Below are 21845 nucleotides of genomic sequence, written 5' to 3' on the forward strand. Positions count from 1 at the left end.
CCCGAGGGGGAACGAACGCGATGACGGCCGAGCTGGTGCGAGGGCAGAACCACCCGCTACCCGGGACCCGCCTGGAGATCCGTGTGTCGGCGGGGAACCCGGTCGTGGCGGGCGCCACGCTCGGCGACGACCGGGGCCGGGTCCGGGGCGTGGAATGGGTGGCCCACCCCGGCTCGCCCACCCTGCCGGGCCTCGAGGTGTCCCAGCAGGCGGCGGCCGACCACCGCCTCGCCGTGGACCTCGGTGCCCTGCCGGACACCGTCCACCGGGTCAGCGTGCTGCTTGCGCTGCCCGTCGGCGCCGGGGACCCCGCCACCTTCCGCGCGCTCGCCGCCCCCTTCGTCGCGGTCACCACGCTCGACGGCGCCGAGGTCGCCAGCTACACCCTCACCGACCTGGACGCCGAGTCCGCGGTCGTCGCCCTGGAGCTCTACCGCCGGGAGGGCGCCTGGAAGGTCCGCGCGGTGGGCCAGGGATACGCGGGCGGCCTCGCCGAGATGCTCACCGACCAGGGCCTGCCCGAGGCCCGGGAGCTGGCGGGCGCGATCGACGACGCGGTCGCCCGGGGCCTGGCCCGCTCCGTGGCCGCGCCGCCGCCCCGTACCGCCGACGACACCCGCGTGCGCACCGCGGCCCAGGGGAGGACCGCCCAGGACCGGCCCGCCGCCCCCGTCACCGGGCACGGGCAGCCGCAGAGCCAGCCGCAGTCCGCCCCGCCCCCGCGGCAGCCGGGCGACGACGACACCGCCACCGGCGCCACGCCCACCGCCTCCACTGCGTCCGTGCCGTCCGACCCGTCCGCCGCGGCCACGGACCCGCAGAGCGGCGGCGTCCCCGTCGACTACACCCATCCGAGCCGCCGGACGTCCGCGCCCCCGACGCCGCCGCCCACCGCGCCTCCGGCCAGGCCCGGCGAGCCCGCCCCGCCCGTCGCGGGCGACGCCACCGGCTGGTCGATGGAGGAGCGGCTCTACAACCAGGTGTGGGGCATGTTCGAGGACCTGGCCCGCACCGCGGCGGCGTACCGCAGTGCCGTCGACTTCGCCGACTCCCGCCTGGAGCAGGAGCTCGACAAGGCCCTTTCCGACCCGCGCAGCCGCATCGGCGGCGCGGGCGACGCCGCGCGCGAGACCGCCCGCGCCCGGCACGCGGACCTCGTCGGCCAGGCCAGGGCCGCCCTCGACCGCGACCTCGCCCAGCTCGCCGCCGAGTCCGACGTCGTCGAGCCCGCCCTGCCCCCGGCGTACGCGGCGTGGAGCAGCCCCGTATGGCAGGCCTACCGCGCTCCGATGGAGATCCCGATGGCGCTGCGCCTGGGAGATCTCCACCTCCCCGAGCGCGTCGGCCTGCGGATTCCGATGCTCGTCAGGCTGCCCCTGGAGCGCGGCCTGTGGATCGACAGCGGCAAGGCGCTCACCAACTCCTTCACCGACCCCGCCGAGCTGCGCCGACTGGCCGTGGACACCGCGGTCGCACATGCGGCCCGGCTGCTCGCGGCCTATCCGGCGGACGAGTTCCAGGTGCACGTGATCGACGCGGCGGGCGCCGCGGCGGACGCGTTCGCACCGCTGGTGGCGTCCGGTGTGCTCGCCGGGCCACCTGCCGCCGGGGCCGCCGGTGTCTCCGAGGTCCTCGGCAGGCTGACCCAGCGTGTGGACCTGGTCCAGATGGCGGTCCGCGGTGATGCGGCCGACGCGCTGCCCCCGGACGTGGACACCGCAGAGCAGCTCCTGATCGTCAACGACTTTCCGCACGGCTTCGACGACCGGGCCGTGACCCGGCTGCGCTATCTCGCGGACGAGGGCCCGGCCGTGGGCGTCCACCTCATGATGGTCGCCGACCGCGAGGACGCCGCCGAGTACGGGCCGCTGCTCGACCCCCTGTGGCGCGCGCTGCTGCGGCTGACGCCGGTTCCCGACGACCACCTCGCCGACCCCTGGGTCGGCCACGCCTGGACGTACGATCCGCCCGTGATGCCGCAGGGCAGCCAGGTCCTGCGGCAGGTGCTCGACCAGGTCGCGACGGCCCGGCGCAACGGCGGGCGTTGACGGCAAAGCGACTTTTGTGCTGCCCCGACCAGGGCTTTTGGCTCTTGTTTGCCATCCCCTTTACCAAACCTTGGTGCTTCGCGTACGCTTCTACCTGCGGAGGGGAGTACTCCCGACTGCGACGTACCCGTCAATACGGACCGCCATCGGTCCCGGGGCGTCGGCCCGTACGGCGGCAGACGCCTCGGGTGGAAGAGACCTCCGGCAGCGACGACGCTGATCAGTAGCCGTACGACGCCGGAGGCGCAGTGGACGTTTCAATGACTCTGTGGGTGACGACCGTTCTCGGTCTGTGCGCCCTGATCGCGGTCGACTTCTTCATCGGGCGCAAGCCCCATGACGTGTCGATCAAGGAAGCCGGAATATGGACGGTCGTCTGGATCGTCCTCGCGGCGCTCTTCGGCGTCGGCCTGCTGGTCGCCGGTGAGAGCCAGGCGTCCGGCGAGTTCTTCGCGGGCTTCATCACCGAGAAGTCGCTCTCCGTCGACAACCTCTTCGTCTTCATCCTGATCATGGCGAAGTTCTCGGTCCCGTCCCACCTGCAGCAGCGGGTGCTGCTGTTCGGTGTGCTGATCGCCCTGGTCCTGCGCGCGATCTTCATCGCCGCCGGCGCCGCGGTCATCGCCAACTTCTCGTGGGTCTTCTACATCTTCGGCGCGTTCCTCATCTACACCGCCTGGAAGCTCATCCAGGAAGCGCGCTCCGACGACGAGGAGGAGGAGTTCGAGGAGAACCGCCTCCTGAAGTCCATCGAGAAGAAGTTCGGCGTCTCCGACCGGTACGAGGGCACGAAGCTGTTCATCCGCAAGAACGGCAAGAAGATCATGACGCCACTCATGGTCGTCATGCTCGCCATCGGCACCACCGACGTGCTCTTCGCGATGGACTCCATCCCGGCGATCTTCGGCCTCACCCAGGACTCGTACATCGTCTTCACCGCCAACGCCTTCGCCCTGATGGGTCTGCGGCAGCTGTACTTCCTCATCGGCGGTCTGCTCAGGAAGCTGGTCCACCTCAGCTACGGCCTGTCGGTGATCCTCGGCTTCATCGGCGTGAAGCTCGTCCTGCACGCCCTGCACGAGAACGGGGTGCACGTCCCCGAGATCTCCATCCCGGTCTCGCTCGGCGTCATCTGCGGCGTCCTGGTGATCACAACGATCACCAGCCTCATCGCCTCCAGGAAGCAGGAGCAGGCGGCGGCCGAGGCCGCGGACGACCAGCGCAAGGACAGCATCGAGGCCTGACGCTCGCGCCGCCCGCCCGGAGCCGCCCGCACGGCACCGGGCGGGTGGCACCGAGTCGCGGCACACGAGCGCCCGGGGCAGCATCGAGTCATGGTCACTCGGCTCCGGGCGCTCGGCATGCAGTGGACTGCCGTGGTGCCGATCCTCGCGATCGTCCTCCTCGCGTTCACCTGGGGGAGGGACCTGCCGGGCCCGGTCGTGGGCCTGGTGACGCTGATCCTCGCCGGGGCGGTGCTCGCCGCCGTCCACCACGCCGAGGTGATCGCACACCGCGTGGGCGAACCCTTCGGCTCCCTCGTCCTCGCGGTCGCGGTGACGATCATCGAGGTGGCGCTGATCGTCACCCTCATGGCCGACGGCGGCGACAAGAGCGCGACGCTCGCGCGGGACACCGTCTTCGCCGCCGTGATGATCACCTGCAACGGCATCGTCGGGCTCTGCCTCCTGGTGGGCGCCCTGCGCCACCGCACCGCCGTCTTCAACCCCGAGGGCACCGGCGCCGCCCTCGCGACCGTCGCCACCCTGGCCACGCTCTGCCTGGTCCTGCCGACCTTCACCACCACCAAGCCGGGTGGCGAGTTCACCACCTCCCAGCTCACCTTCGCCGCGGTCGCGTCGATCATCCTGTACGGCCTCTTCGTGACGACCCAGACGGTGCGCCACCGCGACTACTTCCTGCCCCTCACCCGGCAGGGCGACGTCATCGACGCCGACAGCCACGCCGAGGGCCCCTCCGCCCGGAAGGCGCTGACCAGCCTCGGGCTGCTCGCCCTCGCGCTGATCGGCGTGGTCGGCCTCGCCAAGGGCGTCTCCCCGACGATCGAGTCGGGCGTCGAGAGCGCGGGCATGCCGCACGCCGTCGTCGGCGTGATCATCGCGCTGCTCGTGCTGCTCCCCGAGACGATCGCGGCCGTCCGCGCCACCCGCCGCGAGCGCGTGCAGACGAGCCTCAACCTCGCCCTCGGCTCGGCGATGGCCAGCATCGGACTGACCATCCCGGCCGTCGCCGTCGCCTCCGTGTGGCTGTCCGGGCCGCTCGTGCTCGGCCTCGGCTCGACGCACATGGTGCTGCTCGCCCTCACGGTGGCCGTCAGCACGCTCACGGTCGTCCCCGGGCGCGCCACACCGCTGCAGGGCGGCGTCCATCTGGTGCTGTTCGCGGCGTACCTGGAGCTGGCCGTCAACCCGTAGCCGGCCGTCACGTCGTCATGGCCGTCACCCCACCGTCCGCCGCCTTCACCGGCCGCGTCTCCGGAAGCAGCGCGAAGCAGCCGAGGCTCAGCAGCGCGATGCCCGTCAGATACGCGGCCACGCCCCACGGCGTCCCGTCCCCGGCCGCGAGCGCGGTCGCCACGATCGGGGTGAGCGCGCCGCCGAGCACTCCGCCGAGGTTGTAGCCGACCGCGGCGCCCGTGCAGCGCAGCCGGGGCTCGTACAGCTCCGGCAGGTACGCGGCGACCACGGCGAAGACCATGATGAAGGCGAGCATCGCCACCAGGAACGCGAGGAACATCAGCAGCGGCTGCCCGGTCGAGAACAACGCGATCATCGGGAACATCCAGAGCGCCGACGCGCCGCAGCCGAGCAGACACAGCGGCCGCCGCCCGTACCGGTCGCCGAGCACGGCCACTACGGGCGTCAGGACGCCCATCACCACCACCGCGGCCATGACGCAGGCCAGCATGACGGTGCGGCTCACGCCGAGCCGCACCACCCCGTAGGAGAGGGACCACGTCGTCACGGCGTAGAACACCGCGTACCCGAAGGCGAGCGCGCCCGCTGTCAGGAGCACCAGCCGCCAGTGCCCGCGCGTCACCTCGACGAGCGGCACGCGCGCGTGCTCGCGCATCCGCAGGAAGTCCGGGCTCTCCACGAGCGAGGTGCGCAGCGCCAGTCCCACCGCGACGAGCAGGCCCGCCGCCCAGAACGGCACGCGCCACCCCCAGGCCGCGAACTGCGCGTCGGTGAGCGTCACCGAGAGGACCAGCATGATGCCGTTGGCCAGCAGGAAGCCGACCGGGGGACCGATCTGCGGGAAGCTCGCCCACAGCCCGCGCCGCTCGGCCGGCGCGTGCTCGGCGGTGAGCAGCACGGCGCCGCTCCACTCGCCCCCCAGCCCGAGTCCCTGGAGGAACCGCAGCACCAGGAGCAGCAGGGGAGCGCCGATGCCGATCGAACCGTACGCCGGTACGCAGCCGACGGCGACCGTGGCCACGCCGGTCAGGAGCAGCGACCCGACGAGTACCGGCCGCCGCCCGTGCCGGTCGCCGATGTGCCCGAACAGGACGGAGCCGAGCGGTCGGGCGACGAATCCCACCCCGAAGGCGGCGAAGGCGGCGAGGGTGCCCGCGAGCGGGGAGAAGGTGGGGAAGAACAGCGGTCCGAGGACCAGTGCCGCAGCCGTCCCGTAGAGGAAGAAGTCGTAGAACTCGATGGCCGTCCCGGCGAGGGAGGCGGCCGCGAGGCGGGGCAGTGAGGGCGGTTCGGTGGGGCGCATGCCGCGTCAACTACCCACGGTGACTGCTGGTTACGTGGAGTCGCGGGGGGCGTGCGGGGGTGCGGGGCATCAGAGGGGGCGTGATAGACCTCCCGTATGACGCGCAGCCTCGCCACCGCCCCGATCATGATCCTCAACGGCCCGAACCTGAACCTCCTCGGCCGGCGCCAGCCCGAGATCTACGGCACCGACACGCTCGCCGACGTCGAGGCCCTGTGCGCCGAGGCGGCCGCCGCGCACGGTGGGACCGTGGACCTGCGACAGAGCAACCACGAGGGCGAGTTGGTGGACTGGATCCACGAGGCGCGCGAGCACCACGCGGGCATCGTCATCAACCCCGCGGCCTACTCCCACACGTCCGTCGCGATCCTGGACGCCCTCAACACCTGTGACGGGATGCCGGTGTTGGAGGTGCACATCTCCAACATCCACCAGCGCGAGGCGTTCCGGCACCACAGCTACGTGTCGCAGCGCGCCGACGGCGTCATCGCGGGATGCGGCGTGCAGGGGTACGCGTTCGCGGTGGAGCGGGTGGCGGCGCTGGTCGCCGCCGGTCAGGCGTAACGCGTACCCCCCTGGCTCACCAGCCCCGCGCGCGCCACTCGGCGAGGTGCGGCCGCTCGGCGCCGAGCGTCGTGTCGCCGCCGTGGCCGGGGTAGACCCACGTCTCGTCCGGCAGCGCCCCGAAGATCTTCGTCTCGACGTCGTCGATGAGGCTCGCGAAGGCCTTCGGGTCCTTCCACGTGTTGCCGACGCCGCCCGGGAAGAGGCAGTCGCCGGTGAACACGTGCGGGTGGCCGTGCGGGTCGTCGTAGACGAGCGCGATCGAACCCGGGGTGTGGCCCACCAGGTGGCGCGCGGTCAGCGTGATGCGGCCGACCGTGACCGTGTCGCCGTCGTCGACCGGGACGTCCGTCGGGACGGGGATGCCCGTGGCGTCCTCGCGGCCCGCGTACGTCCGCGCCCCGGTTGCCTCGACGACGGCGGCCAGGGCCTGCCAGTGGTCACCGTGCTGATGCGTGGTGACGACCGACGCGATGCCGTCGTCGCCGATCAGCGTCAGCAGCGTCTCGGCGTCGTTGGCCGCGTCGATCAGCAGCTGCTCGCCGGTGGCCCGGCAGCGCAACAGGTAGGCGTTGTTGTCCATCGGCCCGACCGCGACCTTCGAAATCATCAGGTCCGGCAGCTCGTGCACATCCGCGGGCCCGCCGACCTTCACCGCTCCGCTGTACGTCATGTACGCCAGCCTATAGCGGGGGCAGAGCGGGCAGCAGGCCGCCTTCGGCGGTGAGCGCGGCGCCGTCGCGGCGCCCGGAGAGCCAGCCGACCACGTCCGGCGCCGGGCCGGAGACGGTCACCTCCGGGGTGCCCTCGCCGCCGGTGCTCCACGTGTGCGTGCCGTCCGTGATCCGCGTGGGCGGTACGCCGGGGGCGCCCGTGAAGCGCGCGGTCAGGAACACGGTCTCGCGCCGCACGAACTCCGCGGGCAGGTCCTCGAGTTCGTATCCGATGCCGAGGTCGACGTGGTGCAGTTCCACCTCGACCCACCGGCGGAACGGCACCCTGGAGGCGGAGTCGGTGACGCCGTTGCGCAGGGTGACGGTGCGCGACCAGTCGGCGGGGAGCGCGGCCTGGGCCTCGAAGCGGGCCGTGCTCTCGCGGACGTCGTCGAGCTGCTCGGCCAGGGGGCGCGGGGCGTCCCGCTCGATGTCCGCGTCCCGCGCCTCGGCGCTGACGTACATCGGCCGCCCGGCCAGCACGTTCACCAGTGCGTCCGCGTTCCGCGCGAGGTGGGCGAGGATGTGGCCCCGGGTCCAGCCCGGCAGCCGTGACGGCGCGGCGGTCGAATCGTTGTTCAGTTTCGCGGCTGCGGTGAGCAGCCGTTCGGTCGCGTCACGTACAGACGCCAGGTCGCGCACATGATCAATCATGAGGCCGACGATAGCTGGGTCACACGTTCGAGTGAAGACACCAGGACAGGCCGCAAATCGAATGTACGTCCTATATGGTCGAGGGCGGCATCGGGCATTCTTGAAGGTCCCGGTTTGTTGTGCATACGGAACCAGGGAAGCGGCCCGGCGTTGTCAGTGGCTCGCCCTAGTCTGTGAACGACGGGGGTTCTGCCCCTCGTCACTTCTCTCTAGAAAGGTGCGGACCGGCGTGGCCGACCGTCTCATCGTCCGTGGCGCGCGCGAGCACAATCTCAAGAACGTCTCGCTCGACCTCCCGCGTGACTCCCTCATCGTCTTCACCGGACTCTCCGGGTCGGGCAAGTCCTCGCTCGCGTTCGACACGATCTTCGCCGAGGGCCAGCGGCGGTACGTGGAGTCCCTCTCCTCGTACGCCCGGCAGTTCCTCGGCCAGATGGACAAGCCAGACGTCGACTTCATCGAGGGCCTCTCGCCCGCCGTCTCCATCGACCAGAAGTCGACCTCGCGCAACCCGCGCTCGACGGTCGGCACCATCACCGAGGTCTACGACTACCTGCGCCTGCTCTTCGCGCGCATCGGCAAGCCCCACTGTCCCGAGTGCGGGCGCCCCATCTCCCGGCAGTCGCCGCAGGCCATCGTCGACAAGGTCCTCGAACTGCCCGAGGGCAGCCGCTTCCAGGTCCTCTCGCCGCTGGTGCGCGAGCGCAAGGGCGAGTTCGTCGACCTCTTCGCCGACCTCCAGACGAAGGGGTACTCCCGCGCGCGGGTCGACGGCGAGACGATCCAGCTCTCCGAGCCGCCCACGCTCAAGAAGCAGGAGAAGCACACCATCGAGGTCGTCGTCGACCGCCTCACGGTGAAGGACTCCGCCAAGCGCCGCCTGACCGACTCCGTGGAGACCGCACTCGGCCTCTCCGGAGGCATGGTCGTGCTCGACTTCGTCGACCTCGCCGAGGACGACCCCGAGCGCGAGCGCATGTACTCGGAGCACCTCTACTGCCCGTACGACGACCTGTCCTTCGAGGAGCTGGAGCCCCGCTCCTTCTCCTTCAACTCGCCCTTCGGCGCCTGCCCGGACTGCACCGGCATCGGCACGCGCATGGAGGTCGACCCGGAGCTGATCGTTCCGGACCCGGACAAGTCGCTCGACGAGGGCGCCATCCACCCCTGGTCGCACGGCCACACCAAGGAGTACTTCGGCCGCCTCGTGGGCGCCCTCGCCGACGCGCTCGGCTTCTCCACCGAGATGCCCTGGGCCGGACTTCCGCAGCGCGCCAAGAAGGCCCTGCTCAACGGCCACAAGACGCAGATCGAGGTGCGCTACCGCAACCGGTACGGCCGCGAGCGGGTCTACACCACCGCCTTCGAAGGCGCCGTCCCCTTCGTCAAGCGCCGCCACAGCGAGGCCGAGAGCGACGCCAGCCGCGAGCGCTTCGAGGGCTACATGCGCGAGGTGCCCTGCCCCACCTGTGAGGGCACCCGCCTCAAGCCGATCGTCCTGGCCGTCTCGGTCATGGGGAAGTCGATCGCCGAGGTCTCCGCGATGTCCATCAGCGACTGCGCGGACTTCCTGGCCATGCTGAAGCTCGGCGCCCGCGACAAGAAGATCGCCGAGCGGGTCCTCAAGGAGGTCAACGAAAGGCTGCGGTTCCTGGTCGACGTCGGCCTGGACTACCTCTCGCTGAACCGCGCCGCGGGCACCCTCTCCGGCGGCGAGGCCCAGCGCATCCGCCTGGCCACCCAGATCGGCTCCGGCCTGGTCGGCGTGCTCTACGTCCTGGACGAGCCGTCCATCGGCCTCCACCAGCGCGACAACCACCGCCTGATCGAGACCCTCGTCCGCCTGCGCGACATGGGCAACACGCTCATCGTCGTCGAGCACGACGAGGACACCATCAAGGTCGCCGACTGGGTCGTCGACATCGGCCCCGGCGCGGGCGAGCACGGCGGCAAGGTCGTGCACAGCGGCTCCATGAAGGAGCTCCTCGCCAACGACAAGTCGATCACCGGCCAGTACCTGTCGGGCAAGCGGGCCATCCCGGTGCCGGACGTGCGCCGCCCCGCCGACCCCTCCCGGCAGCTCACGGTGCACGGCGCCCGCGAGAACAACCTGCAGGACATCGACGTCTCCTTCCCGCTCGGCGTCCTCACGGCCGTCACGGGTGTCTCGGGCTCGGGCAAGTCGACCCTCGTCAACGACATCCTGTACACGCACCTGGCCCGCGAGCTCAACGGCGCCAGGACCGTCCCCGGCCGGCACACGCGCGTGGACGGTGACGACCTGGTCGACAAGGTCGTGCACGTCGACCAGTCGCCCATCGGCCGCACCCCGCGCTCGAACCCGGCGACGTACACCGGCGTCTTCGACCACGTCCGCAGGCTCTTCGCGGAGACCACGGAGGCGAAGGTCCGCGGCTATCTGCCCGGCCGCTTCTCCTTCAACGTCAAGGGCGGCCGCTGCGAGAACTGCTCCGGCGACGGCACCATCAAGATCGAGATGAACTTCCTCCCGGACGTATACGTCCCGTGCGAGGTCTGCCACGGCGCGCGGTACAACCGCGAGACGCTGGACGTGCACTACAAGGGCAAGTCCATCGCCGAGGTCCTCGACATGCCGATCGAGGAGGCACTCGGCTTCTTCGAGGCCGTGCCCGCCATCGCCCGGCACCTGAAGACCCTCAACGACGTCGGCCTCGGGTACGTACGCCTCGGCCAGTCGGCTCCCACGCTCTCCGGAGGCGAGGCCCAGCGCGTGAAGCTGGCCTCCGAGCTCCAGAAGCGCTCGACGGGCCGCACCGTGTACGTCCTGGACGAACCGACCACCGGTCTGCACTTCGAGGACATCAGCAAGCTGATCACGGTCCTCTCCGGCCTCGTCGACAAGGGCAACACGGTCATCGTCATCGAGCACAACCTCGATGTGATCAAGACCGCGGACTGGGTCGTCGACATGGGCCCCGAGGGGGGCAACGGCGGCGGTCTGGTCATCGCCGAGGGCACGCCCGAGGACGTCGCGGGAGTGCCTGCCAGCCACACCGGCAAGTTCCTGCGGGACATCATCTCGTCGGACCGGATCAGCGACGCGGTGCCCTCGCGGGGGCGGTCGGCCAAGAAGACGGCCGCCAAGAAGGCGCCCGCCAGGAAGACCGCCGCCAAGAAGACGGTGGCGGCGACCGCCACGGCCACGAAGCGGACGGCCACGGTCAGGACGGACACGCCCGCCAAGGCGAGCACCCCCGCCAAGGCGAGCACCCCCGCCAAGGCGAGCACCCCCGCCAAGAAGGCCGCCGCCACGAAGAAGTCGGCTGCCGCGAAGAAGACGGCCGCCGCCACGAAGAAGCAGGCCGCCGCCAAGAAGACGACGCGGGCCCGCAAGGCCTGACGACCGCCGTCATGGGGGAACCGGCACACGGCCCTCCGGCCGACGCACGGACCCGAAAGAAGCGCCCCGTCCCTCACCAGGGCCGGGGCGCTTCCCCGTGCCCGAGGGGCGGTGCCGGGCGGCCCGAACGCCCCTTGTCCGCCGCCCCGCTCGCGTGGTCCGCTTCTCCCATGCCCGTACGCAGCGAACGCGCAGGCCCCGTCACCACCATCGTGCTGTCCCGCCCCACCGCGCGGAACGCCGTCGACGGGCCCACCGCCCGTGCCCTCGCCGACGCCTTCCGCGCCTTCGACGCCGACCCCGACGCCGCCGTCGCCGTCCTGTGGGGCGAGGGCGGCACCTTCTGCGCGGGCGCGGACCTCAAGGCCATCGGCACGCCCGACGGAAACGCGGTGACCGAGGACGGGGACGGCCCCATGGGCCCCACCCGGATGCGCCTGTCCAAGCCGGTGATCGCGGCGATCTCCGGCCACGCCGTCGCCGGTGGCCTGGAACTCGCCCTCTGGTGCGACCTGCGGATCGCCGAGGACGACGCCGTCCTCGGGGTGTTCTGCCGCCGCTGGGGCGTCCCGCTCATCGACGGCGGCACGGTGCGGCTGCCCCGGCTGATCGGCGAGGGCCGCGCCCTGGACCTGATCCTGACGGGCCGTCCCGTGGGCGCCGCCGAGGCGCTGAGCATGGGCCTGGTCAACCGGACCGTGCCCACCGGCACCTCGCGCGCCGCGGCCGAGCGGCTCGCCGCCGAGATCGCCGGGTTTCCGCAGGCCTGCCTGCGGCGCGACCGGCTCGCCCTGCTCGACCAGGGCGGCCTGCCCGAACAGGAGGCGATGGCGGTCGAGTTGAGCCACGGTCTGCACTCGCTGGCCGAGGCGGCCGCGGGCGCGGCGCGCTTCGCGGCGGGAGCGGGCCGCCACGGCGTGTTCACGGGCCGCTGAGGCGGGCACGGGGCCTGCGTCGCCCTACCCGGCCCGCCCCGGGCGCCTCGCGCGCCCCGTATGCCTCGCACGCCCCGTGTGCCTGTCCCGCCCCGTTCGCCCCGCGTGCCCCGTACGCCCGTCCCGCCCCGTACGCATTCGCCTGCCCACTAAGCCAGTTCGGCCGCGTACGGCGGCTCCGCGCCCGCCCGCGAGCAGGTGAGCGCGGCCGCCCGCGCCGCGAAGCGCAACACCTCGCTCCAGCCCTGCGCGTCCAGCTCCTCCAGTGCCCGCGGCGACAGCGCGTCGCGTGCCGAAAGTCCGTGCAGCAGCGCCGCGTTGACGGTGTCGCCCGCGCCGATCGTGTCCACCACGTCGACCGCCTCGCCGGGCACCCGCAACTCCGTGCCGTTCCGTGTGTACAGCGACAGGCCGTCGCCGCCCTGGGTGACCACCACGGCGGCGGGCCCCGCGGACAGCCACTCGTGCGGGGTGCCCCCGATCCAGTCGCCGTCCTCCCGCGACAGCTTGAGCAGCGAGACGGAGGGCAGCCAGCTCTTGAACCGCGCGCGATAGGCGTCCGCGTCGGGGATCAGCCCGGCCCGTACGTTCGGGTCCAGCGTGGTGAAGACCCCGCGCGCCGCCGCCCGGCGCATCAGCTCCTCGTACGCGCTCGCGCCCGGTTCGAGGACGAGCGAGCAGGTGCCGAACGACATCGCCCGTACGCCATCGGGGAGCCGCTCGGGAGCTTCGAAGAGCCGATCGGCCGTGCCCTCGACGTAGAACGAGTACCCGGCCGAGCCGTCCGCGCCGATCGAGGCGACGGCGAGCGTCGTCGGCTCCGGGCCGCGCCGCACGGCCGAGACGACGACACCGGCCGCCCGCAGCCCGTCGAGCAGCGCCTCGCCGAAGGCGTCGCGCGAGACGCGCGAGCAGAAGGAGACCGGTGAGCCGAGTCGGCCGAGCGCGACGGCGGTGTTGTACGGGCCGCCGCCGAGGCGCGGCGCGAGCGCGGGCAGCCCGGGGCCGCCGTCCGTCCCCTGCGGCACGAGGTCGATCAGGGCCTCTCCTGCGACGACAATCACGGGCGGTTCCTCTCGGGTGCGGGGTGCGGGGTGCGGGGTGCGGGACGTGGGGCGTGGGGTGCGGATCGGGCTCGGCGTCCCGCACAGGCTAGGCCGTGCGCGGCGCCCCGGGCGGATGCGGGCACCACTCGGGCGCGCTCGTGCCCGACCCGGTCGCGGCGCCCCGCGCCGGTAGGGTCTGATCCGTCACCGACGCCCCTGACCTGTGGAGACACCATGTCCGGCACGCCCCATGCCCGCCGCACCGTGCTGCGGGCCGCCGCCCTCGCCCCGGCCGTCGGGCTCGGGCTCACCGCCTGCTCGTCCGGCGACGAGCCGAACCGGTCGGCGCCGACCGCGCCGGTGGATCTCGGGAAGTCCGACGACGTGAAGGTGGGCGCCTCGAAGCTGTACACGGACCACAACGTCGTCGTCAGCCGGGTCTCCGAGGACGAGTACAAGGCGTACAGCACGATCTGCACCCACGCGCGCTGCCCGATCAACCACCTGGAGGGGCACAAGCTGGTCTGCCAGTGCCACGGCAGTCAGTTCGACGCCACGAACGGCAAGGTGCTGCACGAACCGGCCGTCGAACCGCTCGCCGAGGTGCCGGTGAAGGTGGCTGACGGCAAGATCATCGCGGGCCCGGCGAAGAAGGCCTGAAGCCCGGAGAAGAGGGGTCGGGGCCCGACGCAGAAGGCCTGAAGCCCGGCGTGCGAGACGCGCCCCGGCTCACTCCCAGTCCCACGCGATCCCCAGGATCCCCGCCCGCACCTGCGGCTCGACCACGTGCACCGAGCGGTGGCTGCCGCTCAGCGTCAGTTCTTGCCTACCGCCGCGCGGCGCCGCGGCCGAGTGCTGTGCGAAGCGGTGGCAGCGTACGGGCAGCGCCGCGTCGTCGTAACGGATCTGCAGGGCGTACTGGCCGCCCGCGTAGGTGAAGCCGCGCATGTACTCGGTGGCGGGACCGGCCGTGCCGTCCTCGAAGCCGTAGCCGAACACATGGGTGTCGCCCGCGCGCAGACGCGTGTCGAAGAGCAGCTCGGCGACCAGCACCCCCGTGCCCTGGTGCCACCGCACGCGCCCCGTGCGGCAGTTCTCCAGGGCGCGCACGCGGACCCGGTCGGGGGCGCACCCGGGGTCCCCGTGGTGGATGGCCACGTAGCGGTCCACGCCGTCGCGGTGGGCGCGCACGATGTGCTGCGATTCGCGGCCGACCATCTCGCGGAGTGCGCCGATCCGCACCCGCTCGTGATGGCCGATGGTGTGCAGCCCGCCGTCGACGGGTGATCCGAGCTCGGCCAGGAGCGAGCGAAGGACGTCGGAGGCCTCGACAAGCGAGCGGTACGAGCGGGCGGCGGGCCGCGCCCGGTCGGCGCGCTGGTCCGGCTGGACGAGCAGCCGGATCAGCGACTCCTCCGGGAGCTGCAGGATCTCCTCCAGGGCGCGTACGGCCCGCAGGGACTCGGCGCGCTGGGGGCGTCGGGCGCCCTGCTGCCAGTAACTCAGGCTCGTCACCCCGACGTTGACGCCGTGCCGGGTCAGGTGGTGGCGTATGCGCTGCAGGGGGAGGCGCCGTACGGCGATCGCGGTGCGCAGCGCGAGGTGGAAGGGGCCGGTGCGCAGGGCGGCTTCCAGGTCCGCGAGTGCTTCGTGGTCCTCGGTCTCGCCGTGCTCCGCGCGCTGTTCGTGCCGCTCGTCCGCGAGTCGTGTGCCGTGCCGCAAGGCGGACTCCTTCTGTGAACGTTCACTTCTGCCGTTCCGGCGTTCGCGCCGGTGGGGGCGGGCCGCCAGGTGGACGTACGGCCGATGTTCACATCCGTACGCCGCCGTTCACGGCCCAAGTAATTCCGCATTGAAGCGTGTTGACCTGCACTCGACAACACTCGATGCTCAATCGCAGCGTCCGGACGCGCTCCTCCACACCCCACCCCGCACGGGAGGAACGCGATGCGCCCACCCCACTCCAGGAGCAGCAGCGCCGGCAGACGGAGACGCCTCTCCGCACTCGCCGTCGTCGCCGCGGCACTCTTCGCCGCACCCGTGGCCACGGCCACGGCAGCTCCGCTCGACTCCGCCCCCGCCGCGTCGGCCGCGCCCGAGGCCCGCACGGCGAGCGCCGCCACCACCGCGGACCCGTCCGTACTGGCCACCAAGCGGCTGAACATCACCATGCAGTCCCAGCAGAAGACCAACTGGTGCTGGGCCGCGGGAGGCAACACGATCGCGACCTACCTGGGCCGCAACTACAGCCAGAACCAGTTCTGCAACGCCGCGTTCGGCCGCAGCCAGGGCACCGAGTGCCCCAACAACCAGGCGACGCTCGGCAATGTGCAGAGCGGTCTGCGCTGGGCCGGCATCAACCCCGGCTCGTACGTCACCGGCTGGCTGCGCTACCCGACCGTGAAGGCCGAGGTCGACGCGGGCCGCCCGGTCGAGACGCGCATCCAGTGGTCCAACGGCGGCGGCCACATGCACGTCCTCTACGGCTACGACGACGCCAGCAGCTGGGTCTACTGGGGCGATCCCTGGCCCTCCAACGACCGCTACAACTGGGCCTCGCACGCCTGGTACGTCGACAACGACACCTTCTCCTGGACCCACTCGCTCTACCGGATCGGGGCGTGAGAGCGATGACCCGTCACCTTCCCCGCCACCTGGACGGCCGGAACCTGGCCAAGGCCGCGCTCGCGGGCGCGGCCGCCACCCTGGTCCTCGGCGTCGTCGCCCCGGCGGCCTCCGCCGACTCCGGTCCCGCGGCCCCCTCCGCGGCCTCCCGCGCCGCCGCGCTCCGGGCGGCCGAGGCGCCGAAGACCCTCGACACGCTCTCCCGCTTCTTCGCGCGGGAGGGGGCGGTCTCCGTGGCCGCGGCCGACCCGCGGGTCGAGGGCAGGACCGTGCCCGTCCGCTACCTCTCCCCGGACTTCGTCGCGGGCGAGAAGGGCGCGCCCGTCGCCCGCGTGGAGTTCCTCGCCGGCAAGGCGGTCTCCTCCGACGGCCAGGAGGCCTCCCTCTGGATGGTCGACCGGGGCGGCTCCTGGCAGGTCGTGAACATCGCCACCGGGGACGACGAGACCCACTACGCGCGCGTGGGCGCCGAAAAGCTCCCCGGCGGCACCGTCTTCCACGAGCCGCAGATCAACGCCTGGTACGTCCAGGACGAGGAGCACGCGCGCGTGCTGCCCCTCGACAAGGACGCGGTGCGCGCCGTGGGCGCCCGGGGGACCTCGTCCGCCGCCTACCGCAAGCGCGTGCAGAAGGCGTACGGCGACAAGCTGCCGGGCTCCGCGTACGAGAAGTCGGGCAAGGCGGGCGGCTACGAGGACAAGAAGCAGGACAGGAATCAGGACAGGAGTGAGGCCCGGCCGCAGGACGAGAAGGGCGGCGCGACGTCGCAGCAGGCGTCCGGGCGGCCGACCGCCCAGGGACCTGTGACGGTCGCCTCCTCGCTGGCCGGCGCGGGCGCCCTGGTCGCCCTCGGCCTCTCCGGAACGGCGCTCGTCCGGCGGCGCCGCACCGCCGGGCGGCAGGGCTGACCCGGGGGAGCGGCGGCCGGGACGCCGGCCGCCGCTCCCGACCGCCGGCCCCGGAGGCGGAGCCGGACCGTCGGGCCCGGACGCGGAGCCGGACTGTCAGCACCCGCCAGTAGGCTGTCCGACATGGCCGACCCTTCCAGCTACCGCCCCAAGCCGGGACAGATCCCCGACGCCCCGGGGGTCTACAAATTCCGCGACGAGCACCGCCGGGTGATCTACGTCGGGAAGGCCAAGAGCCTGCGCCAGCGCCTGGCCAACTACTTCCAGGACCTGGCCGGGCTCCACCCGCGCACCCGTTCCATGGTGACGACGGCGGCCTCCGTCGAGTGGACCGTGGTCACCAACGAGGTCGAGGCGCTGCAGCTGGAATACACCTGGATCAAGGAGTTCGACCCCCGGTTCAACGTCAAGTACCGCGACGACAAGAGCTATCCGTACCTCGCGGTCACGATGAACGAGCAGTACCCCCGCGTGCAGGTGATGCGCGGCCAGAAGAAGAAGGGCGTGCGCTACTTCGGGCCGTACGGCCACGCCTGGGCGATCCGCGACACGGTGGACCTCCTGCTGCGCGCCTTTCCCGTGCGCACCTGCTCCGCGGGCGTGTTCAAGAACGCCGCCCGCACCGGCCGCCCCTGCCTCCTCGGCTACATCGGCAAGTGCTCGGCGCCCTGTGTGGAGCGCGTCACCGCCGACGTCCACCGTGAACTGGCCGAGGACTTCTGCGACTTCATGGCCGGCCGTACCGGTACGTACATCCGGCGCCTGGAGCGTCAGATGGCGGACGCGGCCGAGGAGATGGAGTACGAGCGGGCGGCCCGGCTGCGCGACGACATCGAGGCCCTCAAGAAGGCGATGGCCAAGAGCGCCGTCGTCCTCGCCGACGCCACCGACGCCGACCTCATCGCCCTCGCCGAGGACGAGCTGGAGGCGGCCGTCCAGATCTTCCACGTCCGGGGCGGCCGCGTGCGCGGACAGCGCGGCTGGGTCACCGACAAGGTCGAGGCGGTCACCAGCGGCGACCTCGTCGAGCACGCCCTGCAGCAGCTGTACGGCGAGGAGAGCGGGGACGCCGTGCCCAAGGAGGTGCTCGTCCCCGCGCTGCCGGACCCCATAGAGCCGGTCCAGGAGTGGCTGACCGAGCGCCGCGGCGCCAACGTCTCGCTGCGCATCCCGCAGCGCGGCGACAAGAAGGCCCTCATGGAGACCGTCGCGCGCAACGCGCAGCAGTCCCTCGTCCTGCACAAGACCAAGCGCGCCTCCGACCTCACCACGCGCTCCCGCGCCCTGGAGGAGATCGCCGCCGCCCTGGAGCTGGACAGCGTCCCCCTGCGCGTCGAGTGCTACGACATCTCGCACCTCCAGGGCGACGACGTGGTCGCCTCGATGGTCGTCTTCGAGGACGGCCTCGCCCGCAAGAGCGAGTACCGCCGCTTCCAGATCAAGGGCTTCGAGGGGCAGGACGACGTCCGCTCCATGCACGAGGTGATCACGCGCCGCTTCAAGCGCTACCTCGCCGAGAAGGAGCGGACGGGGGAGTGGGTCGACGAGGAGACCGGCGAGGTCGCCGACCTCGGGCCCACCGAGGAGGACGGCCGCCCCAAGCGGTTCGCGTACCCGCCGCAGCTCGTCGTGGTCGACGGCGGCCAGCCGCAGGTCGCCGCCGCCAAGAGGGCCCTCGACGAGCTCGGCATCGACGACATCGCGGTGTGCGGCCTGGCCAAGCGCCTGGAGGAGGTCTGGGTCCCCGGCGAGGACGACCCGGTGGTCCTGCCGCGCACCAGCGAGGGGCTCTACCTCCTTCAGCGGGTACGTGACGAAGCCCACCGCTTCGCCATCACCTACCAGCGCAACAAGCGCGCCAAGCGCTTCCGTGCGGGGCCGCTGGACGCCGTGCCCGGTCTCGGGGACGCGCGCAAGCAGACGCTGATCAAGCACTTCGGTTCGGTGAAGAAGCTGCGATCCGCGACAATCGACCAGATCTGCGAGGTACCGGGCGTGGGCCGCAAGACGGCCGAGGCCATCGCCGTGGCCCTCGCCCAGGCGGCACCCGCCGCACCCGCCGTGAACACGGCGACCGGAGAGATCATGGAAGAGGAGGAGCCCGTGACCGCGGGCCCCTCGGAGGAACGACGGGGGCAGGAGACATGAGCGAGCACGACGAAGGTGAAGAGCAAGTGAGTGCGGGCACGCCGATCGAGACGCCGGGCGTGCCGGACGCCGCCATCCCCGAGCTGGTGATCATCTCCGGGATGTCGGGCGCCGGCCGCAGTACGGCGGCCAAGTGTCTGGAGGACCTCGGCTGGTTCGTGGTCGACAACCTGCCGCCCGCGCTGATCCCCACCATGGTGGAGCTCGGCGCCCGCTCGCAGGGCAACGTCGCCCGTATCGCGGTGGTCGTCGACGTCCGCGGCCGGCGCTTCTTCGACAACCTCCGCGAGTCCCTCGCCGAGCTGGAGTCGAAGAACGTCACCCGGCGCATCGTCTTCCTGGAGTCCTCCGACGAGGCCCTGGTGCGCCGCTTCGAGTCCGTCCGCCGCCCGCACCCGCTGCAGGGCGACGGCCGCATCGTCGACGGCATCGCGGCCGAGCGCGACCTCCTTCGCGAGCTGCGCGGCGACGCCGACCTGGTGATCGACACCTCCAGCCTGAACGTGCACGAGCTGCGCGCCAAGATGGACGCCTCGTTCGCGGGCGAGGAGGAGCCCGAGCTGCGGGCCACCGTCATGTCCTTCGGCTTCAAGTACGGCCTGCCGGTCGATGCCGACCTCGTCGTGGACATGCGCTTCCTGCCGAACCCCCACTGGGTCCCCGAGCTGCGCCAGTACACCGGCCAGAACGAGGAGGTCGCGGCGTACGTCTTCAACCAGCCCGGCGCCAAGGAGTTCCTCGACCGGTACGCCGAGCTGCTCCAGCTCATCGCCGCGGGCTACCGCCGCGAGGGCAAGAGGTACGTGACGATCGCGGTCGGCTGCACGGGCGGCAAGCACCGCTCCGTCGCCATGTCGGAGAAGCTCGCGGCGCGCCTGGCGTCCGAGGGCGTGGAGACCGTCATCGTCCACCGGGACATGGGGCGCGAGTGAAACCCCACCGCCGGACCGTCCGCCTGAGCCGACTGGGCCGCAAGCGGGGCACCCAGCCGAAGGTGGTCGCGCTCGGCGGGGGCATGGGCCTGTCCGCCTCGCTCGCCGCGCTGCGCCGCATCACCGGAGCCGGAGACCTCACCGCCGTCGTCACGGTCGCCGACGACGGCGGCTCCAGCGGCCGCCTGCGCGACGAGCTGGGCGTGCTGCCGCCCGGCGACCTCCGCAAGGCCCTCGCCGCGCTCTGCGGGGACGACGACTGGGGCCAGACGTGGTCGCGCGTCATCCAGCACCGTTTCCAGTCCAAGGGCGACCTGCACGAGCACGCGGTCGGCAATCTGCTGATCGTCGCCCTGTGGGAGCAGCTCGGCGACCACGTCCAGGCACTCGACCTGGTCGGCAGGCTGCTCGGCGCGCAGGGCCGGGTCCTGCCCATGTCGGCGGTGCCGCTGGAGCTCCAGGCCCTGGTCAGGGGCCACGATCCGGAGCGGCCCGACGACGTGGACACCGTGCGCGGGCAGGCCACGGTGGCCCTCACCCCGGGCGAGGTCCAGTCCGTGCACGTCGTCCCGCACGACCCGCCGGCGGTACCGGAGGCAGTCGCCGCCGTCCTGGACGCGGACTGGGTGGTGCTCGGCCCGGGCTCCTGGTTCTCCTCGGTGATCCCGCACCTGCTCGTCCCCGAACTGCTCGACGCGCTCACCGAGACGAAGGCCCGCAAGGTGCTCTCGCTCAACCTCGCCCCGCAACCGGGAGAAACCGAAGGCTTCTCTCCGCAGCGTCATTTGGAGGTTTTGGCCCGACACGCCCCTAAACTCGCCCTGGACGTGGTGCTGGCCGACGAGGCCGCCGTGCCCGACCGTGAGTCACTCACCGATGCCGCCAAGCGGTTCGGCGCCACGGTCGAGCTGGCGCCGGTGGCCCGGCCCGACGGAACTCCGCGGCACGACCCGGAGCTCCTGGCAGCCGCGTACGACCGTATTTTTCGGATGCATGGAAGGATCGGCCCATGGCGATGACGGCAGCGGTGAAGGACGAGATCTCCCGGCTCCCCGTCACCCGGACCTGCTGCAGAAAAGCAGAGGTCTCGGCGATCCTGCGGTTCGCGGGCGGCCTTCACCTGGTGAGCGGCCGCATCGTGATCGAGGCGGAGCTGGACACCGCGATGGCGGCGCGCCGCCTCAAGCGGGACATCCTGGAGATCTTCGGGCACAGCTCGGAGCTGATCGTGATGGCCCCCGGCGGCCTGCGGCGCGGCTCGCGCTACGTCGTACGGGTGGTTGCGGGCGGCGATCAGCTGGCCCGCCAGACGGGTCTCGTCGACGGGCGCGGCCGCCCCATCCGCGGTCTGCCGCCGCAGGTGGTCTCGGGGGCCACCTGCGACGCGGAGGCGGCCTGGCGCGGCGCCTTCCTCGCGCACGGCTCGCTCACCGAGCCCGGCCGCTCCTCCTCCCTCGAAGTGACCTGCCCGGGCCCGGAGGCCGCTCTCGCGCTGGTCGGCGCGGCGCGTCGGCTGCAGATCGCGAGCAAGGCGCGCGAGGTGCGCGGCGTGGACCGGGTCGTCGTGCGCGACGGGGACGCGATCGGCGCGCTGCTCACCCGGCTCGGGGCGCACGAGTCGGTCCTGGCCTGGGAGGAGCGGCGGATGCGGCGCGAGGTGCGCGCCACCGCCAACCGCCTGGCCAACTTCGACGACGCGAACCTGCGCCGCTCGGCCCGCGCGGCCGTCGCCGCGGGCGCCCGCGTGCAGCGCGCCCTGGAGATCCTCGCCGACGAGGTGCCTGAGCACCTCGCCGCCGCGGGCCGGCTGCGCATGGAGCACAAGCAGGCCTCCCTGGAGGAGCTGGGCGCGCTCGCCGACCCGCCGCTGACCAAGGACGCCGTCGCGGGCCGCATTCGCCGCCTCCTCGCGATGGCCGACAAGCGGGCCCAGGACCTGGGCATTCCGGGTACGGAGTCGAACCTGACCGAGGAGCTCGCCGACAACATGGCGGTCTGACGCCCGGTCCCGCAGCCGAGGTCACAGAGGCCTCCCACACCCCGTAAGCCGCTGGTGTCCCACGGGACGTCGGCGGCTTTCGTGTGTCCGTTCCCCTCATCCTCACCCGCTGTATTGACATGATCATGCACCGTCACGAGCCTGGCATCC

Annotated in this window: 18 protein-coding genes; 13 read left to right on the top strand and 5 right to left on the bottom strand. The window is 72.1% G+C overall.

What is annotated here, in order from left to right:
* The first annotated feature begins 20 nt into the window (after positions 1-20).
* The 3 genes from ACZ69I_RS05205 to ACZ69I_RS05215 all read left to right on the top strand — a co-directional run bounded on the left by ACZ69I_RS05205 (position 21) and on the right by ACZ69I_RS05215 (position 4483).
* Positions 21-2048: a TerD family protein gene (locus ACZ69I_RS05205; RefSeq protein ID WP_470830525.1), complete on the top strand. Its 2028-nt coding sequence runs from the start codon at positions 21-23 to the stop codon at positions 2046-2048.
* 248 nt (positions 2049-2296) lie between these two features.
* On the top strand, positions 2297-3292 hold the full coding sequence (locus ACZ69I_RS05210) for a TerC family protein (protein WP_470830526.1): 996 nt from the start codon (positions 2297-2299) through the stop codon (positions 3290-3292).
* A 90-nt stretch (positions 3293-3382) separates the two neighbouring features.
* Complete coding sequence (locus ACZ69I_RS05215) at positions 3383-4483, top strand: calcium:cation antiporter (protein WP_467667890.1); 1101 nt, start codon at positions 3383-3385, stop codon at positions 4481-4483.
* A 7-nt stretch (positions 4484-4490) separates the two neighbouring features.
* Here the strand turns inward: ACZ69I_RS05215 and ACZ69I_RS05220 are convergent, their stop codons facing one another.
* On the bottom strand, positions 4491-5789 hold the full coding sequence (locus ACZ69I_RS05220; RefSeq protein ID WP_467667888.1) for an MFS transporter: 1299 nt from the start codon (positions 5787-5789) through the stop codon (positions 4491-4493).
* Between the two features lie 96 nt (positions 5790-5885).
* Here ACZ69I_RS05220 and aroQ point away from each other — a divergent pair, with 96 nt between their 5' ends.
* Complete coding sequence (gene aroQ / locus ACZ69I_RS05225) at positions 5886-6353, top strand: type II 3-dehydroquinate dehydratase (protein WP_470830527.1); 468 nt, start codon at positions 5886-5888, stop codon at positions 6351-6353.
* A 16-nt stretch (positions 6354-6369) separates the two neighbouring features.
* Here the strand turns inward: aroQ and ACZ69I_RS05230 are convergent, their stop codons facing one another.
* Positions 6370-7026 (bottom strand): MBL fold metallo-hydrolase, encoded by a 657-nt coding sequence (locus ACZ69I_RS05230; protein WP_467667884.1) that lies wholly within the window; start codon positions 7024-7026, stop codon positions 6370-6372.
* 10 nt (positions 7027-7036) lie between these two features.
* Positions 7037-7720 carry a maleylpyruvate isomerase family mycothiol-dependent enzyme gene (locus ACZ69I_RS05235; RefSeq protein WP_470830528.1) on the bottom strand — a complete coding sequence of 228 codons (684 nt, stop codon included), beginning with the start codon at positions 7718-7720 and terminating at the stop codon, positions 7037-7039.
* Between the two features lie 229 nt (positions 7721-7949).
* Between ACZ69I_RS05235 and uvrA the strand changes: the two genes are divergently transcribed.
* Positions 7950-11102 carry an excinuclease ABC subunit UvrA gene (uvrA, locus tag ACZ69I_RS05240; protein WP_470830529.1) on the top strand — a complete coding sequence of 1051 codons (3153 nt, stop codon included), beginning with the start codon at positions 7950-7952 and terminating at the stop codon, positions 11100-11102.
* A gap of 170 nt (positions 11103-11272) precedes the next feature.
* Positions 11273-12037: a crotonase/enoyl-CoA hydratase family protein gene (locus ACZ69I_RS05245; protein WP_470830530.1), complete on the top strand. Its 765-nt coding sequence runs from the start codon at positions 11273-11275 to the stop codon at positions 12035-12037.
* A gap of 149 nt (positions 12038-12186) precedes the next feature.
* Here ACZ69I_RS05245 and ACZ69I_RS05250 read toward each other — a convergent pair whose 3' ends face one another.
* Entirely contained in the window at positions 12187-13101 is a 915-nt protein-coding gene (locus ACZ69I_RS05250) for a carbohydrate kinase family protein (protein WP_470830531.1), read from the bottom strand.
* Positions 13102-13317: 216 nt separating this feature from the next.
* Between ACZ69I_RS05250 and ACZ69I_RS05255 the strand changes: the two genes are divergently transcribed.
* The gene (locus ACZ69I_RS05255; protein ID WP_470830532.1) at positions 13318-13743 is read left to right on the top strand and encodes a Rieske (2Fe-2S) protein; all 426 of its coding nucleotides are present in this window, start codon (positions 13318-13320) and stop codon (positions 13741-13743) included.
* 69 nt (positions 13744-13812) lie between these two features.
* On the opposite strand, the gene ACZ69I_RS05260 is transcribed toward ACZ69I_RS05255, so the two are convergent.
* Positions 13813-14805 (bottom strand): hypothetical protein, encoded by a 993-nt coding sequence (locus tag ACZ69I_RS05260; RefSeq protein ID WP_470830533.1) that lies wholly within the window; start codon positions 14803-14805, stop codon positions 13813-13815.
* Positions 14806-15030: 225 nt separating this feature from the next.
* On the opposite strand from ACZ69I_RS05260, the gene ACZ69I_RS05265 reads away from it, so the two are divergent.
* From ACZ69I_RS05265 to whiA, 6 genes are all read left to right on the top strand, one after another.
* Positions 15031-15708: a papain-like cysteine protease family protein gene (locus ACZ69I_RS05265; protein WP_470830534.1), complete on the top strand. Its 678-nt coding sequence runs from the start codon at positions 15031-15033 to the stop codon at positions 15706-15708.
* 5 nt (positions 15709-15713) lie between these two features.
* A complete protein-coding gene (locus ACZ69I_RS05270; RefSeq protein WP_470830535.1) occupies positions 15714-16616 on the top strand; it encodes a hypothetical protein in 903 nt (300 codons plus the stop codon).
* Positions 16617-16739: 123 nt separating this feature from the next.
* On the top strand, positions 16740-18764 hold the full coding sequence (gene uvrC / locus ACZ69I_RS05275; protein WP_470830536.1) for an excinuclease ABC subunit UvrC: 2025 nt from the start codon (positions 16740-16742) through the stop codon (positions 18762-18764).
* On the top strand, positions 18761-19696 hold the full coding sequence (rapZ, locus tag ACZ69I_RS05280) for an RNase adapter RapZ (RefSeq protein WP_467667865.1): 936 nt from the start codon (positions 18761-18763) through the stop codon (positions 19694-19696). The genes uvrC and rapZ overlap by 4 nt, the downstream gene beginning before the upstream one ends.
* Positions 19693-20715 carry a gluconeogenesis factor YvcK family protein gene (locus ACZ69I_RS05285; protein WP_467667863.1) on the top strand — a complete coding sequence of 341 codons (1023 nt, stop codon included), beginning with the start codon at positions 19693-19695 and terminating at the stop codon, positions 20713-20715. The genes rapZ and ACZ69I_RS05285 overlap by 4 nt, the downstream gene beginning before the upstream one ends.
* Positions 20706-21695 carry a DNA-binding protein WhiA gene (gene whiA / locus ACZ69I_RS05290; RefSeq protein WP_384258708.1) on the top strand — a complete coding sequence of 330 codons (990 nt, stop codon included), beginning with the start codon at positions 20706-20708 and terminating at the stop codon, positions 21693-21695. Before ACZ69I_RS05285 ends, whiA begins: the two co-directional genes overlap by 10 nt.
* Positions 21696-21845: the final 150 nt, after the last annotated feature.

The sequence above is a fragment of the Streptomyces sp. NPDC036815 genome, assembly GCF_055609205.1.